This window comes from Paenibacillus sp. 481 (genome assembly GCF_021223605.1).
Lineage (GTDB): Bacteria > Bacillota > Bacilli > Paenibacillales > Paenibacillaceae > Paenibacillus_B.
Genome location: NZ_CP075175.1, coordinates 4,724,157 through 4,741,916, shown reverse-complemented (window position 1 = coordinate 4,741,916; position 17,760 = coordinate 4,724,157). Strand labels below are relative to the sequence as shown.

The window sequence follows — 17,760 nt, the reverse complement described above, 5'->3', positions numbered from 1 at the left end:
CTTAATGCTAGCGCACCCCCCTGATTAATCTACCATTTCATACTATATACCAAATATTTACGATCATCTAGCGGCCTAGCAAAAAAGGTTCCTCCTATGAGCAACCTCTTCCCCCAGACATCCCCAAGTAAATATTAGGATCTAAAAAGGGTGTAATTAGCAATTTCCGACGAAATTCGATATAATCGTATTAAGGTTGGAGGTGAAAGAAATCGTAATGACCGATTATAAAATATTGATTGTGGACGATGAAGTGGAAATTACAGAGTTAATATCGCTATATTTGAGACGGGAAGGTTATGATATCTATGTAGCCGACAACGGGGTTGATGCCTTGCAATTGGCAGCAGATGTTCAACCTGATCTCATTATTTTGGACATTTTACTCAAATCACTCGATGGATTAGAAGTATGTAAAGAGATTCGTAAAATATCGAATGTACCTATCTTGTTTATTAGCTGTAAGAGCGACGATGTTGACATTATTCTCGGACTCAATGTGGGCGGTGATGATTATATGACCAAACCGTTTAGCCCGAGTCAACTCGTAGCGAGGGTGAAGGCCCATTTACGTCGGACCTCATTAACGCAACAGGCTCGTCCAGACCAGCAGCACATCATTACTTCCCAAGGACTGGAAATCGATTTAAATAGTCACTCCGTTAAAATTAACGGAAGCCCTATCGCTTTATCAGCAAAAGAGTTCGACTTGTTAACTCACCTCGCTCAAGCACCTAACAAAGTATTCAAGCTCGAACAACTTTATCAACTTATTTGGAATTCTGAAAGCTTTGGGGACACCCGCACCCTAATGGTGCATATTAGCAATTTACGTAAAAAAATCGAAGTCGATCCGACCAGCCCGCGTTATATCGTAACGGTTCGTGGCGTCGGCTATAAATTTCATCACGAATAGTTATAGCGCTATAAATAAGCCCTCTCTAGCATGATGGGGCTTATTTGTAGTACAATAACGCATATCGACTTCATTGATTTAAGGAAGGAAGACATTAATTCATGTATATGGCTCAAGATTGGAACGACTATGAACTGATTGACACAGGAGGAGGAGAAAAGCTAGAGCGCTGGGGTGACGTTGTCCTCCGTCGTCCTGACCCACAAATTATTTGGCCGCTTGAGAAAGAAACAAATAACTGGCGCAATATTCATGGTCATTACCATCGTAGCTCCGCCGGCGGTGGACAATGGGATATGAAAAAGCCTGTCCCTGAGCGGTGGACGATTCGCTACCGTGATTTGCAATTTTATATTCGCCCGACTAGCTTTAAACATACAGGCCTGTTCCCTGAGCAAGCCGTTAACTGGGCGTGGATGATGGACAAGATTGCGCAAGCAAATCGTCCTATTAAAGTACTTAACTTGTTTGCCTACACGGGAGGCGCTTCTGTCGCTTGTGCTCATGCTGGCGCTGAGGTATGCCATGTTGACGCAGCTAAAGGCATGGTTCAGTGGGCTAAAGAAAATATGCAGCTGTCCGGTCTAAATGACCGCCCAGTGCGCTTTATTACCGATGATGTATTTAAGTTCGTGCAGCGCGAACAACGCCGTGGCAACAAATATGATGCCATCATTATGGACCCTCCATCCTATGGACGTGGGCCAAGCGGCGAAACGTGGAAGCTTGAGCAAAACTTATACCCATTCGTGGAGTTCTGTACGACAATTATGTCGGACAACCCACTCTTTATGCTCATTAACTCGTATACAACGGGCTTGTCTCCTTCTGTACTCGACAACGTCTTGTCCATGACGATGAAGAAGCGTTATGGTGGAAAGCTTACGAGCGGAGAAATCGGACTTCCTATTACGCAGTCCGGATTAGCACTTCCATGCGGCATCCTTGGCCGTTGGGAGGCGTAACATGAATTCTGGCCATCGCGGAGCTATGCCGCACGTTCCCGTCTTATATGAAGACAATCATGTGCTCGTGGTGGAAAAACCCGTCAACGTGTTATCCCAAGCCGATGACACGAACGATCTCGATATGTTGACGATATTGAAGCATGACATTAAAGAACGGTATAACAAGCCAGGAGCCGTCTACCTTGGACTCGTCCATCGACTGGATCGGCCTGTTGGCGGTGCTATGGTGTTTGCCAAGACATCAAAGGCCGCCTCGCGCTTGTCCGATGTCGTACGTAGACATGATCTCGGCAAAATATATATGGCCGTCGTGCACGGTTCTCCTTCAGCAAAGCAGGCGACATTAACGCATCATTTGCTAAAGGACACCCAGACGAATACGGTGAAAGTAGTCGCGCCAGGCACGCCTGGCGCTAAAGAAGCGAAGCTAGATTACGAAGTCATGCATACGCATGACCATTTGTCTCTAGTCCGCATCCGATTGCATACAGGACGCCCCCATCAAATTAGGGTGCAAATGCAAGCGATCGGCTGTCCGCTGTACGGTGACCAGAAATACGGCGCGAAGCTGAACCGTCCTGGTCAGCAACTTGCGTTATGGTCGGTGAACTTGTCTTTCCCTCATCCTACGACTAAGGAACGGATCGAATTCAAGTCAGCACCACCCAATGAATTTCCATGGAATTGCTGGGATATGGGGACGTTACTATAACGTCCCCCTTTATTGGTGTGACCGAAATTGTTAACGATAAGCCAAAACGAACGAAACAGCCGAGCATAGTTGGATTGAAGCGTTGTCCTTTTTACAGACTTACGGAATCATTATAGGTTTTTTGAAAGGATAGATAGAGATGAAACATATAAGGAAACGATCGCTGGCCTACTTAATTATTATTATTGCGCTTTATACCCTAAGCGGTTGCAACGCCAGTACCAACACCCAGCAAGTGAACGAACTCCCTCGAACTGGACAGCATCAAGAGCAACAGCCACCGTTAGGTAGCGCAACCACAAGCAGCAGCAATCCGCACAAACAGACACGCACGAATACACAGTCACAAGTACATTTACAATCCAACGAGAGCTCAAATACAGCGCCATACTCGCACTCTGCAACATTGCTAGCAGTCGGCGACGTTATGATGCATTCTACCCAATTTCCATCTTATTACAATAAACAGAGCGGCACTTATAACTTCCGTCCATTTTTCACCCAAGTTAAGCCTATACTCGAAAAAGGAGACTGGATTTGGGCGAATTTAGAGACTCCATTGCTTGGTGGCGAACGAGTATATACAGGCTATCCTATGTTTAATGCCCCACCTGAACTTGCGGATGCGCTTAAATACGCGGGCTTTAACATTGTGACAACAGCGAACAATCACGCATTAGATCGACGTGAAAAAGGAGCTATACGCACTCTCGAGGTCCTAAAAAAGCGCGGGCTCGTTACAAAAGGAACGTCCGCCTCCAAATGGGAATCGGAGCAAGCGACGATCGTCGAAAAAAATGGAATTAAATTGGGGATTTTAGCATACACTTACGGAACAAATGGTATTCCTTTACCGAAAAAAAAGCCGTATATCGTCTCGCTAATCGACGAGCAGCGTATGATTAAAGATATTCAAAAAACAAAGCAGGCAGGCGCAGATGCAATTGCCATTGCTCTTCATTTTGGGCCGGAGTATAAGACAAAGCCCACCAATGAGCAAGTAAAGCTGGCCCGCAAGCTTGTTCAAGCTGGTGCAGATATTATTCTCGGCGCACACCCTCATGTGCTCCAGCCCTATGAGCAGATAACAGTCAAAGAAGCAGACGGCTCGACACGTGAAGCGATCATCATGTATTCACTTGGCAATTTTATATCCGGTCAAAAAGGTAATGGCAAAGATGTCGGAGTTATTTTTGGAGTTGAAATCGTTAAGCATATGCCTGAAAATCGGATTGAATTGCGTAAGATTACGTCAGAGCCGACTTGGGTACATATTAGCGGTACGAGAAATAAACGTAAATACCGTATCATTCCGATGACAGCAGCCGTAACTGCTCGCAACGATAAACAATTAAGTGCTGCCCATTATAACCAGCTAGGCAGTATGTTGAATAACACGAAGAAGCATCTTAAATCGATGGCTGCTGTACCAATCACAGTGAATGTGTTGGAATAGAAGCCGATTCTAATACGGGTGAAGTCACATTTTCAGCAGTCTCGGAAGTAGATTGAGGAGGATTTGATATTTTACCTAGAAGTACGATAAACAATTGCTGATTGTGCGCCGAAATCCGATTGAGAACCTCGTTCCAATACGTCTCTCTAATCGTGATCCCTCGGCGCATTTCTTGTTTTCCGAATGGGGTTGCTTGAATCCACACGATACGCCGATCGTAAATATCGCGTTCTCTAACAATAAGAGCATTCTTCTCCATACGATCCAGCAGCGTCGTAATAGCAGCAGGAGTCGTTGCCAAATGCGGCAGCAAATCTGAAGGTTTAACACGCCCATATTGCTCTACCCACTCCAACACCGTTAATTGACTTTCCGTTAAGCTCGGCGCTAAAGATTCATCCATCACGTGCTTATAATCTTTAGAAAGCTTCGCCCACAGTTTAGCAAAATCAGAAGCGTGCATCGCGTGAACTCTCCCTTCGTCTGACAGCTATTTGCTTACTTTGTTTAGAAAATTATACCACATTACAAGTAAAACGATCATTACTTGTCCATAAAATGGTTCGTTATTTTTATTTGAAATTTAAATCCATAAATAGATATTATGTTCAAATTTAACTATTTATCGGATTATCGTCACCACTATTAGTCGTTTGACATACCATGAAATAGGCTAACATCACGTCTGTTATCGCCTGTGAGAGGAGGACGCAAAAATGGAGGAAAGGAAATCTCTAATCGTACAGAAAGCTTTAGAGACAGGCATAGTAAAAGACCCACAATGGTTCGAGCGATTGGATGAGCCCGTTCCCATGTGGGTCCTATTAGAAATCGTATTGCGGCTGCACGATGTATTCGATCCACCACATAAGCCTTTTGACTAATTCATTACCATTACCTTAAAGACAGGAGCATGCGAAGTCATTGCTGGCCCGTAAAATGAGTAAAGGTATCTGTAATATATTGCTCTTTGTCCAGCGATATTAACGAACGCCCTATGGCCTTTCTATCCGTTAACGGTGCATGCTCCGTAATAAGTTGATGCGACTGCCCTGTGTTCGTCACAATCGTGAGCGGATACGCTTCTTTACTAAAGAATGCTCCAACGAGCTGGGAGCCGTTCGGCTTCACGCGTTTGCCTTCTTTAAATTCAAACGTAGCCATCCCTTTTCCGCCCCGGCCCTGCGTCGGGTAATCGAGCAGCAACGAGCGCTTACCCCAACCAATATCGGTCAGTACCGTAATTTCGCCCTCTTCACCAGTTACGCGAATGGCCGCTACGATTTCGTCATCATCTTTAAGCTGCATACCGCGTACGCCACCAGCAGCGCGCCCCATTGGATTCACTTCCTCTTCTGCGAAGCGAATACCCATACCTTGCTTCGACACGAGCATCATGTCCTTCTTACCGTCGCTTACCTGTACAGAAAGCACCTCGTCACCGTCTGCCACCTTACACGCAGCCACAGCGCCTGTTCGTTTCGTTTCGTATTCTTTCAACAGTGTACGCTTCACTTGCCCACGGCGTGTTACAAACATGAGCGCAGCCTGTTCATCCTCGAACGATTTAACTGGAATAAGACCTACAATGCGGTCTTCTTTCGCCATCGGAATGACGTTGACAATTGCTGTTCCATTATCTTTCCATTTGAATTCTGGCACGAGATGGACAGGCAATGAGAAGTATTGCCCGCGCTGTGTAAACAGCAACAGCTTATCAAGCGTATTAATTTCAAGAATCGTGCGAATATAGTCGCCTTCTTTGACCCCGGAGCTATCCCATTCTCCGCCGGAACGGGTAAAGGACAGCATACTCGTACGCTTCAAATAGCCATCGTTCGACAGTGTGACGATAACGTCTTCCGCGTTCACCATGACTTCAAGGTTCACTTTGATTTCTTCAATTTCACCTTGCACGACTGAACGGCGTTCGATGCCGAAACGATCCCGAATATCTTTTAATTCTTTTTTAATGACCGAGAAAAGCTTTTTCTCACTATCTAAAATGGAACGCAAATCTTCCACTTTTTTGCGAATCTCGTCTAGCTCTTTCGTTAATGCTGACAATTCCAAATTCGTTAGACGATACAATTGCAAAGTAAGAATCGAGTCCGCTTGGCGCTCGGAGAAGCCGAACTTCTCTATCAAATTGTGCTGCGCGTCTTGACGGTTCTTGGACGCTTTAATCGTTGCGATAACCTCATCCAAAATGTCGAGCGCTTTGACCAAGCCTTCGAGTACATGAGCCCGATCTTCTGCGCGTCGCAAGTCGTAACGTGTACGACTTGTCACGATGTCCTTCTGATGGGCAATATACGCATCAAGCAACGCCTTCAGCCCAAGCTGCATCGGCGTCTTGTTCACGATCGCGACCATATTGAAATTGTAGGCGATTTGCAAGTCGGTCTTTTTAAGCAAATAATTCAGAATGCCTTGCGCATCGGCCTCTTTTTTCAACTCAACGACAATACGCATCCCGTCGCGTCCGCTTTCATCGCGGACTTCAGCAATGCCATCCACCTTTTTTTCCAGACGAATGTTTTCCATTGCTGTAACTAGACGTGACTTCACAACTTGATACGGAATTTCCGTAATGACGATTTGCTCTCGGCCACCACGAAGCTCATCAATCGCTGTCTTCGCGCGTACGTAAATACGCCCTTTTCCTGTGCGGTATGCTTCGCGTATCCCATCCTCACCCATAATAATGCCGCCAGTAGGGAAATCCGGACCTTGCACAATTTTCATTAAATCATCGATTTCAAGCTGTGGCTTGTCAATAAGCGCGATAACAGCATCAGTCACTTCACGTAAGTTGTGCGGAGGAATTTCTGTTGCGAAACCGGATGAAATGCCGCTTACCCCATTGACAAGCAAATTGGGAAAACGGGAAGGCAATACGGCTGGCTCTTCCGTTGTATTATCAAAGTTCGGCCGGAATAGAACCGTATCCTTCTCAATATCACGCAGCAGTTCGATCGCGATCGGCGACAGACGTGCCTCCGTGTAACGCATAGCTGCTGGCGGATCATCGTCTATCGATCCCCAGTTGCCATGGCCGTCAACGAGTACATGGCCCATTTTCCATGGCTGTGCCATGCGAACCATACCATCATAAATAGGTCCATCCCCGTGCGGATGGTAGTTACCCATGACGTCACCGACTGTTTTCGCCGATTTGCGATACGTCTTATCGTGTGTGTTACCGGATTCGTACATGGCGTACAGGATACGACGTTGTACCGGCTTGAGACCGTCCCTGACGTCGGGAATGGCGCGGTCTTGAATGATATATTTAGAGTAGCGTCCAAAGCGATCTCCAACTACGTCTTCCAAGAACGCGGGTTTAAATTGTTCTGATACGCTCATGATCTCACCTTTCTATTCCTCAAACTCCATGAAATCTACGTTCTCGACGATCCAACGCTTACGCGGCTCGACCTTGTCGCCCATTAGCGTCGTGACGCGACGCTCTGCCTTTGCAGCATCGTCTATTTTCACTTGCAACAAAGTACGGGTTTCCGGGTCCATCGTCGTTTCCCATAGCTGGTCTGGATTCATCTCACCAAGACCTTTATAACGCTGAATCTCCGATTGTGGCCCAAATTGCTTCAAGTAATTACTTAATTGCTCCTCAGTCCACGCATAGCGTACGGTATTCAACTTCCCTTTTTTGTGTGTAATTTTGTAGAGCGGCGGCTGTGCGATATATACTTTGCCCGCATCGATCAACGGTTTCATATAACGATAGAAGAACGTCAGAAGTAGTACCTGAATATGCGCGCCGTCCGTATCCGCATCCGTCATAATGATGATCTTGGCGTAATTGCTCTCATCCACCTCGAATTCCGGACCGACACCTGCGCCAATGGCGTGAATGATCGAACGGTACTCATCATTTTTCAATATATCCGCCAACTTCGCTTTTTCGGGATTCATCGGTTTCCCTTTGAGCGGAAGAATGGCCTGTATTTTCGAATCGCGGCCTTGCTTGGCGGAACCGCCTGCTGAGTCACCCTCAACGACGAACAGTTCGTTGCGCGTGTAGTCCTTCGACTGCGCTGGCGTAAGCTTACCGTTCAGATTGGAGCTTTCGCTCCGTTTCCTACCGCTGCGTATATCTTCACGTGCTTTACGTGCAGCTTCACGCGCTTTAGAAGCTTGAATGGCCTTTTTCATCAGCATTTGCGCCGTTTGTGGATTTTCCTCTAAGAAAATTTGCATTTGTTCCGTGACAATAGCGTCAACCGCTCCACGTGCAGATGCACTACCGAGCTGGTCCTTCGTCTGCCCAACAAACTCCACATCAGACATTTTAATGTTAATAACAGCCATCATACCTTCACGCAAATCACTGCCCTCAAGGTTTTTGTCCTTTTCCTTCAGCAGCGTATTTTTACGTGCATACTCGTTCATCACGCGGGTAAACGCCGTTTTAAAGCCGGTTTCATGCGTACCGCCACCACGTGTTGGAATCGAGTTCACGAATGACACGATCGTTTCTGTATATCCATCATTATACTGATATGCAATTTCAACTTCGATGTCTTCTTTTTCGGAAGCAAAATGAATGACTTCATGAAGCGCTGTCTTGCCTTCGTTCAAGTACGCGACAAATTCGCTTGCGCCACCTTCATAACAGAACGCATCTTGTTTACCCGTTCTTTCATCTTTTACCGTAACTTGCAGGCCAGAGTTCAAGAACGCAATTTCTTGCAACCGTTCTGACAAATTATCGTAGCTCAAGTGGATGTTGCCGTGGAACACTTTCACATCCGGCTTGAACGTAATTTTCGTTCCCGTACGATTCGTATTACCTATCACTTCCAGCCCTGTTACAGGCTCACCGACATGCTCTAATCCTTTTTTGTCCGTCCAAGTTTCGAAACGCTGACGATGGATTTTTCCATCTCGATAAATTTCAACTTCCAGCCATTCCGACAAAGCGTTGGTCACAGACGCGCCTACGCCGTGCAAACCGCCAGATTTCTTATAACCCGCGCCACCAAACTTACCTCCGGCGTGCAAAATCGTAAATACGACTTGCGGGGTCGGGACACCCGTTTTATGCATACCCGTCGGAATACCGCGACCGTTGTCGCGCACCGTTACCGAATTATCTCGGTGAATCGTTACATCGATCTGAGAGCAAAATTTGGCAAGATGCTCATCGACAGCATTGTCTACGATTTCCCATACCAGATGATGAAGCCCCGAGGAGCTTGTACTTCCTATGTACATCCCCGGACGTTTGCGAACCGCGACAAGCCCTTCGAGCACTTGAATGTCGTCAGCCCCGTAATTAGATGCACGATTGCCCACGGCACCCTTATCCTCCGGCTGCTGTCCGAACACATCGACTTGCTCGACCATTTATGCTCCTCCTTCAACAATACATGTTTAGCGTTCCAACTTCTTCTATAAGGAGTTGGCAAAAGAAAATCTGTCGCACCCGGATACTGGAACCATATTCCATACCCATAACCCGGATGCAAACAGATGTTTCGCATTCTTGCTTATTTTAATTCAAAATGTCCTGTTTCGTAAAGACGCGGAATGCGACAAACAATGCAATACCTCCCCAAACGGCCAGAACCGCCAAGGAAAACGTTAACGTCATTCCCTCCACAGGAGAGGGTGTACCGGACAAATAATCCGTCAATCTTAAGTTTAACATAAATAAGTACTTTGCAGTCGGCCAAGATGAGGCCATATTGTACAAAATCGTCCCTGCAATTAAAGAGGCCATCAAAGCAACGATACTTGCCGCCGTACTACGTACGAGTACAGATACCATAAATCCGAGCGCAGCGACAACGATGCTGGAGAACCAGATCAACCCGCACTGCATCAGCAGATAGAGCCAGGAAGGCAATATATGAACCGCATCAAAGTTTACATCCGATCCGGCACTTGAAAATCCCGAGAAAATGGGCATTTTCCATCCACCGTAACCGAATACAGCGCCCGAAATCAAATAAGATAATAGCGCAGTCAGTACAATAATGACAGCCGTAAACAACATAAGCACGATCCACTTACTCATTAAAATTTTCCAGCGCCGCACTGGTCTTGTCAAGAGCAGCTTTATCGTTCCTGTCGATCGTTCTGACGACACAATATCACTAGCAATTGCCATAATTAGCAGCGGTATAAACAGCGTGGCTGAACTGCTCATAAATGTACGTGTGAACGTGACGCCGTTCGGCTCACTCGGATTCACATCATGGTCTAAGTAATATTGCAGTTGCTGCAGCATGATCCGGCGGAATTTTTTCCACTCTTCTGGAATACGATCACTGCCGAGCGAGTTCTGGTAATCCGTAATTTGCTGTTGCAGCTCCAATCGCCAGTCTTGATTGAATTTTTCCCGATTGTTCTGAGCCGTTTTCATCTGCGCATACGTAAACACAGGGATCATAATCAAAAGAATGAGGACGACGATATGAAAACGCTGCTTCTTCAGTACTTTGATCGTTTCGTTCTGAACGAGCGGTAACAGGCTACTCAATGCGCTCCCCCTCCGTAATCTCTAAAAATAACTGTTCAAGCGTTGGCATCACACGCTGAATCGCCTCTACCTCAATACCCGCTTCCATTAGCTTACGGTTCAAATGTGGAATACGTTCAGCTGACATTTCCGTCAACAGCGCATAGTCAGGAAGACCTACTAGCACAGATTCATCAATTAACGCATCCGCACGATCAATAAATCGCACATCTCCATTCGCAGCTAACACATCACGCGTCGTCTTCGCAGGTTGGGCCTGCCAAATAATATACGGCTTACGGTCAGTCAGTAGTTGCTTGACATCGCCAACAGCGAGCACTTCACCATGACTAATAATCGCGACACGATCGCACATTAATTGAATTTCACTGAGCAAATGGCTGGACACGAACACAGCCATGCCACTGTCTGCCAGCATGCGAATAAAGGCACGCAGCTCCTTTATACCTAACGGATCAAGCCCGTTCGTCGGCTCATCTAAGATAAGTAGCGCAGGCTTTGCCAACAGTGCTTGTGCGATACCAAGACGCTGCCTCATCCCTAGCGAGTATGTTTTCACCTTGTCGTGGATACGCTGTGACATACCTACGATATCGACAACTTCTTCGATGCGCTGATCGCCAATGCCCGGAATCATGCGCGCAAAGTGTTCTAAATTTTCCCAACCTGTCAAAAAGCTGTACATCTCTGGATTTTCAACAATAGAACCGACATAGCGCAGCGCCTTCTCTGGCTCACGATTGACATCAAAGCCACACACTTGAATTCGGCCTGCGGTCGGTTTGATTAAATCGACTAGCATGCGAATCGTCGTCGTCTTACCCGCACCGTTCGGTCCTAAAAATCCGAAAATTTCACCAGCACGAACATCAAACGTTACATCTTTAACGATCGTTTTTGGCCCAATATTTTTTTTCACCTGTTGTACAGATAGTACAATAGACCCTGTTGAACTCATCGAAAATGATTCCCCCTTCCTAGGAAGCTGTTAATGTATGCTTTGTACGATCCGCTTGGCAATTGCCTCATATCCCTTATCATTTGGATGGAAATGGTCAGATGATAAATGTTTATTTATATTTTGCTGGAACAAATCATGCGTAGGCACGAGTACCATATTCGGGTCTTTATTGATGATTTGATAGGCCTCATCGTTCCACTTTTGCACGACGGAATTACCGATTTCCCGCATTTCTGCTAGATCAGCAAACGGATTGTACAAGCCCGCGTAGACGATCCGTGCATGTGGATTCCATTTTCGCAAGCTAGACAATACTTGGGACAAATGCGGAATACTTTTGTCTACTTTTGCAAGCATCGCTTCTTTATCCAGCTCTTTATCACTTAATTGGTCGGCTTGAGCGCTTTGAAACAAGTCATTCCCACCGATCGTTAATAAAATAACATCTGCCTGCTTCAAGGTATATCCCATACTTTGTTCTTGCAAGCGCTGTGACAACTGATCAGCACGCAATCCGTTTATACCTAAATTGTTAAGTAGGGTGACAGGCTTGTCCTGCTCCTCTTTCAGTAAACGCACTACGCGACGCACATAGCCGTCTCCTGTACCGTCCCCCGTACCCCGTGTCAATGAATCCCCTATTGATACGATTCGAATCTCATTGCTATTTGCCTCATTTTCAACTTTAGGCGTATTTTCCGTAGGCACCTGCGCAAATGGGACAGAGGCAGGCGATAAAATATTGGCTACACCGAAGCCAAAGCCTACTACGAGCACAAGTGTAGACAATAAGCCGCAAAGCGCCATTATTCTCCATTGGCGTGATGTCGATTTGTTGTTCTTCATAGTTTCCTCCCATGTATGATCTGTATTTACAATAGCGGGTCAGAACATGTTTTGCAAATGTAGACACGAAGCTGCTTTGTTTTATCTTCAACACAATAGAAAAAATGGGTATTAAAAAAAGCACGACCTCACATGAGATCGTGCTTTTCGGAAAAAATGGTATCGTTTATGAGTACGATATCGTAATCGATTGTGCAGCAGCTTTAGCGCGCGCTCGTGCCTGTTCTACCTGCTCAGCCCCACTTACACACACGCCCACACGTCTACCAGGCCGTGCTTCTGCTTTGCCGAACAAGCGCACCTGTGTATGTGGCTGCTGTAGCGCCTCCTCCACACCATGGAAGGCGTAGTTCGTGCAGAGCTGCGTCGCTTTGATGACAGCTGACGCCCCAGGTGTCATCAACTGTACGTGATGAACCGGATATCCCAGCACCGCACGCACATGGAGCGCAAACTCAGATAAGTCCTGACTCACTAACGTTACAAGCCCTGTATCATGCGGTCGCGGCGACACTTCACTAAAGACGACACCATCTGCCGTCAAAAATAACTCAACGCCGTACAGTCCATATCCGCCTAACGCATCTGTAACCGCACGTGCGATTTCCTGCGCCTGTTCCAACTGATGCGCACTCATCGGATGCGGCTGCCACGATTCGACATAATCGCCGTCCTGCTGCACATGTCCAATTGGCGGACAAAAAACAGTGCCGGACACGGAACGAACGGTCAGCAGCGTAATTTCAGACTCAAACGACACGAATGATTCGACAATGACTCGCGCTGATTTAGCACGTGCGCCATCCATCGCATATGTCCAGCAGCGCTCAACGTCAGCCAGCTCCCGACAGACGCTCTGTCCCTTGCCAGAGGAGCTCATAATCGGCTTAATGACACAAGGCACGCCGATTTCTGCTACCGCTGCGTGCAACTCTTCCAAACTATTAGCGAATGCATATCGAGCCGTCGGCAATCCAAGATCCTCAGCAGCTAAACGGCGAATCCCCTCACGATCCATCGTAAGCTGTGTAGCCTTGGCTGTTGGCGCGACGCGATAGCCTTCCTGCTCTAGCTCTACCAGTGCCGAAGTTGCAATCGCTTCTATTTCTGGCACGATAATATCGGGTCTCTCTGCATAAACAAGCTCTTTTAATGCATTTGCATCAAGCATATCCACCACATAACTACGATGTGCCACTTGCATGGCAGGCGCATTTGGATACCTGTCAACAGCAATCGTCTCCACCCCAAGCCGCTGTGCTTCAATTATAACTTCCTTGCCAAGCTCACCCGCTCCTAGCAGCATCATCTTTTTCGCTTGCGGACATAAAGGTGCCCCGATTGTCATTACGATCCTCTCCCGTAAAAAAAGTCGAACATTCTACAGCTATTTTCGCTTATTTTACGGATTTAATCAATAACAACGGGGCAAAAAGTTACATATATTTGTATTGAGCAGCAATTAATCCGAAATATATACCTTGATGTTTCATTAATTGTTCGTGTGTGCCTTGCTCCTGAATCGTCCCATGGTCAAGTACAATGATGTTGTCACAGTGACGAATCGTCGACAACCGATGGGCAATAATGAACGATGTACGACCTTGTAGCAACGTTTTAAGCGCTTCTTGGATATGAAGCTCCGTCTCCGTATCAATGCTTGCCGTCGCTTCATCCAAAATTAAGATGCGCGGATTCGCAAGCAACGCGCGCGCAAATGAAATCAGCTGACGCTGCCCCATCGACAGCGCGTTGCCTCGTTCTTGCACCTCCGTATCGTAGCCGTTCGGCAGCTTAGCAATAAATTGGTGCGCATACACAGCCTTCGCCACCGCTTCGACCTCTTCATCTGTCGCATCTAAGCGGCCAAAGCGGATATTATCACGAATCGTACCCGAGAAAATAAACGTATCTTGCAGCACGATGCCTACCTGTGATCGCAAGCTTTCCAAGGTCACGAGGCTAATATCTTCACCATCAATGAGAATTCTTCCTTGTGTCGTGTCGTAAAATCTACACAGCAAATTGATAATCGTACTTTTCCCCGATCCTGTGTGACCTACCAACGCAATCGATTGCCCTGCTTGGGCACCTAACGATACACCTCGCAGCGCTGGGCGTCCGGCTTCATACTCGAATACGATATTTTCAAACTGAACATCCCCACGAATTTGCGGCAATGTCTTCGCCTGCAAAGCTTCCGCAACCGCAGGCTGTTCATCCATAAATTCAAAGATGCGCTCTGAGGAAGCCATTGCAATTAGCATTTGCGAGTACATCATGCCTAAACGATTGATTGGCTCCCAGAAGTTTCCGATATATTGCGCAAAACCGAACAAGATACCGACCGTGATGACGCCCGTTTGCACTAAATGCGAACCGTACCAGAACAAAATAAAGGCGCCGATTGCACTCGTAATCTCGATGACAGGCCCAAACGTCTGATTGAGCGTGGTCGCACGGTCCCAAGATTTTTTATTAATCGTGTTCATCGTCTTAAAATAATCCATATTCGCCTGCTCTTGCGTATACGCTTGCGTGACTCGCATACCTTGAATCGCCTCATTTAAATGCGAGTTGATTCGCGACTGCTTTATCCGCACATCTTGCCACGCGGAACGAATATGCTGGCGCAAACGGGTGGAGATGATGAACATAATTGGAACCGTAATCATAACGGCCAACGCCAACTGCACGTTATAGAACAGTAAGATGATAACAATGCCGAGCAGTTGTACACAATCAAGCAGCAAAATAAGAGCCCCATTCGTAAACAGCTCCTGTAAGGAGTTAACATCGTTCGTAATGCGTACGAGAACAGAGCCTGCTGGACGTTTATCATAGAAACCAAATGATAGCTTTTGAATATGTTTGAACAAATCTGCCCGCAAATCATAAATAATACGCTGGCCGATTACGTTCATAAATTTAATGCGGAAACTGTTCGCAATCCATTGAACGACGTACAGTCCCAAAATAAAGCCTGCAACCGTATACAGCAATCGCAGCGATGGGGCTGCGTCCTTCGGTGCGATAGCATGGTCAATCGCATAACTAATAAGAAACGGAATCGCAAGTTTCGTCAACGTGCCAATGAGCATGAAGACGAATAGCAGCGGCAGTAGTTGACGCTTATAAGGCTTCATATACACGAGCAGACGGCGCATTTGTGACCAGTTAAATGGCTTTTCAATGGCATTGTCATCTTGGTAGACGAAGCGTGTGCGCCGATTCGCTTTCTGTTGTGCGAATTCGTTAGCGCTATCGCTATTCAGTGAATTTTTTATGGAGCTGTTCATTTGACTCATACTCTCACCTGCGCTTTCATACCGTCACACTTATCTTTTAAATCCTCGCGTTTATCCGCCGCTTTCTCTTGCTCGTGCTCGTGCTCGTGCTCTCCAGATTGTGCAACAGAACTTACAACAGTACTTACAGCAGAACTTACAACTGAATTTGCAACGGCGTCTGCAAAAGAAGTACGGTCCATCTGATCGGCATACTGTATATGGTAAACATCTTGGTACGTACCTGGCACTGCAATAAGCTGATCATGCGTTCCACGCTGAACAATATGGCCTTGCTCAAGTACGATAATTTCGTCTGCATGTCGGAGCGAAGAAATGCGATGTGCAATAATAAACACGGTTCTACCTTGCATGACTTGTTGAAAGCCAACCTGAATTTCATGCTCCGTCTCCATATCAACCGCACTTGTTGCATCGTCGAGCAGTAATATTTTCGGGTCTTGCAATAACGCACGTGCGATCGCAATTCGCTGTTTTTGGCCGCCTGATAAGCCGAGTCCACGCTCACCGACAACCGTATCGTATCCTTGTGGCAGTTCCATAATAAAATCATGTGCCTTTGCCAGCTTCGCGGCGTGGACAATATTCTCATCGGAGACGTCATTTCGTCCGTACGCGATGTTGTTACGAATCGTAGATGAAAATAAAAACGTTTCTTGAAATACAGCTGCCATCTGTTGGCGCAAACTTTTTACATCCACATCACGTATATCGTGGCCATCCAACGTAATTCGACCGGATTGAACATCATATGCCCGCATCAGTAATTGAATAATGGTTGATTTTCCGGAACCCGTGCCACCCAATAGGCCGATTATTTTACCTGCTGGCGCTTCAAGTGTAATGTGACTAACCGCATCTGTCTCACCTTCGTAACGAAAAGACACATCATGAAACTGTACATATCCCTGAACATCTTCATCGTCTAACAGCAAGGGCTGCGCCTTATTTTCTATGTCAATCGGAGTGTTTAACAGTTCCAGAACTCGCTCACCTGATGCTTTTGATTGTGTATAGTTGTTAATATGAAATCCGATTTGCCACATAGGGCCGATTATGTACCAGATCATACTGAAAAAAGCGACAAGTTCACCGAGCGTCAACGATCCGTCAATCACGAGCCTGCCACCGAACGTTAACAACAATACGATGCAGATACACGCCAACAACTCCATGAATGGAAAAAAACGCCCCCATAAGTTTGCTGCGTAAATTTGATTATCTTTATAAGCTTCATTGCGAATAGAGAACTTATCTACTTCGTGGGACTCACGTGCAAATGACTTTACGGTACGCACACCTGTGATGTTTTCTTGTACTGCTGTCGTCAAGCGGCTGAAGGTTTGACGCATTTCACGAAATGCGGGATGAATTTTAGATTCAAAACGAAATGCTGTAAAAGCGAGAAGAGGAATCGTAACTAGTGTTGCCAATGTTAATTGCCAGTTAATGGATAGCATCATCATAGCGCCAAACGCAACCATGAGCACCATGTTCAATATTTGGGCCAGACCGAAGCCGATAAAGTTGCGGATACCTTCTAAATCTGCCGTTAAACGCGACATCAGATCGCCTGTGCGCGCTTTGTCATAATAACGAAACGAGAGCTGCTGCAATTTGTCGTAGCTATCATTTCGCATCGTAAATGCAACGTAGTTGCCTAGACGCCCGCCAAAATAGCCGTGCAAAAATTGCAGGGTGCCCTTTATGCTGACGACAACGACGACCGTTAACGCCAACCAAGGCACCCATCCGTATTTCTCCTTACTAATGACCTCATCAATTAAAATTCGCAACAAGTTCGGATAAATCAATCCGAGTGCCGTTGCTGCAATTAAGCATGTAATCGACGCGAACAGTAAAGATCGTTTGGGCCAAAAGTAGATAGAAAGCTGCTTTAACACGTTCATGGGTATCCTCCTTCCTCAACACGTTATTTTTGTATAGTAGTTTAAAAAAGGTGATGCGCGCTACACGATCATCCTTTTCAACTAACGCTGTGATGAGGTGAAAAGTAGTTTACCACCAAACCAATCTCGACCGCAAAACGATTGTACTCGCATAAATTGGAGTATCGGCTTA

The 17,760-nt window shown here is 46.3% G+C and carries 14 protein-coding genes; 5 read left to right on the top strand and 9 right to left on the bottom strand.

The window, feature by feature from the left end; translation table 11 throughout:
- The first annotated feature begins 217 nt into the window (after window positions 1–217).
- The 4 genes from KIK04_RS20870 to KIK04_RS20855 all read left to right on the top strand — a co-directional run bounded on the left by KIK04_RS20870 (window position 218) and on the right by KIK04_RS20855 (window position 4,052).
- On the top strand, window positions 218–916 hold the full coding sequence (locus KIK04_RS20870; RefSeq protein WP_232278846.1) for a response regulator transcription factor: 699 nt from the start codon (window positions 218–220) through the stop codon (window positions 914–916).
- 101 nt (window positions 917–1,017) lie between these two features.
- Window positions 1,018–1,881: a class I SAM-dependent methyltransferase gene (locus KIK04_RS20865; protein ID WP_232275498.1), complete on the top strand. Its 864-nt coding sequence runs from the start codon at window positions 1,018–1,020 to the stop codon at window positions 1,879–1,881.
- Window position 1,882: 1 nt separating this feature from the next.
- Window positions 1,883–2,596 (top strand): RluA family pseudouridine synthase, encoded by a 714-nt coding sequence (locus KIK04_RS20860; protein WP_232275497.1) that lies wholly within the window; start codon window positions 1,883–1,885, stop codon window positions 2,594–2,596.
- Between the two features lie 139 nt (window positions 2,597–2,735).
- Complete coding sequence (locus KIK04_RS20855; protein WP_232275496.1) at window positions 2,736–4,052, top strand: CapA family protein; 1,317 nt, start codon at window positions 2,736–2,738, stop codon at window positions 4,050–4,052.
- Here KIK04_RS20855 and KIK04_RS20850 read toward each other — a convergent pair.
- A complete protein-coding gene (locus KIK04_RS20850) occupies window positions 4,030–4,515 on the bottom strand; it encodes a MarR family winged helix-turn-helix transcriptional regulator (RefSeq protein ID WP_232275495.1) in 486 nt (161 codons plus the stop codon). The two genes, KIK04_RS20855 and KIK04_RS20850, sit on opposite strands and share 23 nt — an antisense overlap.
- Window positions 4,516–4,768: 253 nt before the next feature.
- On the opposite strand from KIK04_RS20850, the gene KIK04_RS20845 reads away from it, so the two are divergent.
- Window positions 4,769–4,936, top strand: coding sequence for a hypothetical protein (locus KIK04_RS20845; RefSeq protein ID WP_232275494.1), 168 nt, complete (start codon window positions 4,769–4,771; stop codon window positions 4,934–4,936).
- Window positions 4,937–4,973: 37 nt separating this feature from the next.
- Here KIK04_RS20845 and gyrA read toward each other — a convergent pair whose 3' ends face one another.
- The 8 genes from gyrA to KIK04_RS20805 all read right to left on the bottom strand — a co-directional run bounded on the left by gyrA (window position 4,974) and on the right by KIK04_RS20805 (window position 17,588).
- Window positions 4,974–7,421 carry a DNA gyrase subunit A gene (gene gyrA, locus KIK04_RS20840; protein WP_232275493.1) on the bottom strand — a complete coding sequence of 816 codons (2,448 nt, stop codon included), beginning with the start codon at window positions 7,419–7,421 and terminating at the stop codon, window positions 4,974–4,976.
- Between the two features lie 12 nt (window positions 7,422–7,433).
- Window positions 7,434–9,425 (bottom strand): DNA topoisomerase IV subunit B, encoded by a 1,992-nt coding sequence (gene parE / locus KIK04_RS20835; RefSeq protein WP_232275492.1) that lies wholly within the window; start codon window positions 9,423–9,425, stop codon window positions 7,434–7,436.
- A 148-nt stretch (window positions 9,426–9,573) separates the two neighbouring features.
- Window positions 9,574–10,563, bottom strand: coding sequence for an ABC transporter permease (locus tag KIK04_RS20830; RefSeq protein WP_232275491.1), 990 nt, complete (start codon window positions 10,561–10,563; stop codon window positions 9,574–9,576).
- Window positions 10,556–11,521, bottom strand: coding sequence for an ABC transporter ATP-binding protein (locus tag KIK04_RS20825; RefSeq protein WP_232275490.1), 966 nt, complete (start codon window positions 11,519–11,521; stop codon window positions 10,556–10,558). Before KIK04_RS20825 ends, KIK04_RS20830 begins: the two co-directional genes overlap by 8 nt.
- Window positions 11,522–11,551: 30 nt before the next feature.
- Entirely contained in the window at window positions 11,552–12,370 is an 819-nt protein-coding gene (locus tag KIK04_RS20820; RefSeq protein WP_232275489.1) for a GDSL-type esterase/lipase family protein, read from the bottom strand.
- 166 nt (window positions 12,371–12,536) lie between these two features.
- Window positions 12,537–13,718: a formate-dependent phosphoribosylglycinamide formyltransferase gene (gene purT / locus KIK04_RS20815; RefSeq protein ID WP_232275488.1), complete on the bottom strand. Its 1,182-nt coding sequence runs from the start codon at window positions 13,716–13,718 to the stop codon at window positions 12,537–12,539.
- 88 nt (window positions 13,719–13,806) lie between these two features.
- Window positions 13,807–15,678, bottom strand: a complete 1,872-nt coding sequence (locus KIK04_RS20810; protein ID WP_232275487.1) for an ABC transporter ATP-binding protein — start codon at window positions 15,676–15,678, stop codon at window positions 13,807–13,809.
- On the bottom strand, window positions 15,675–17,588 hold the full coding sequence (locus tag KIK04_RS20805; RefSeq protein WP_232275486.1) for an ABC transporter ATP-binding protein: 1,914 nt from the start codon (window positions 17,586–17,588) through the stop codon (window positions 15,675–15,677). The genes KIK04_RS20810 and KIK04_RS20805 overlap by 4 nt, the downstream gene beginning before the upstream one ends.
- Window positions 17,589–17,760: the final 172 nt, after the last annotated feature.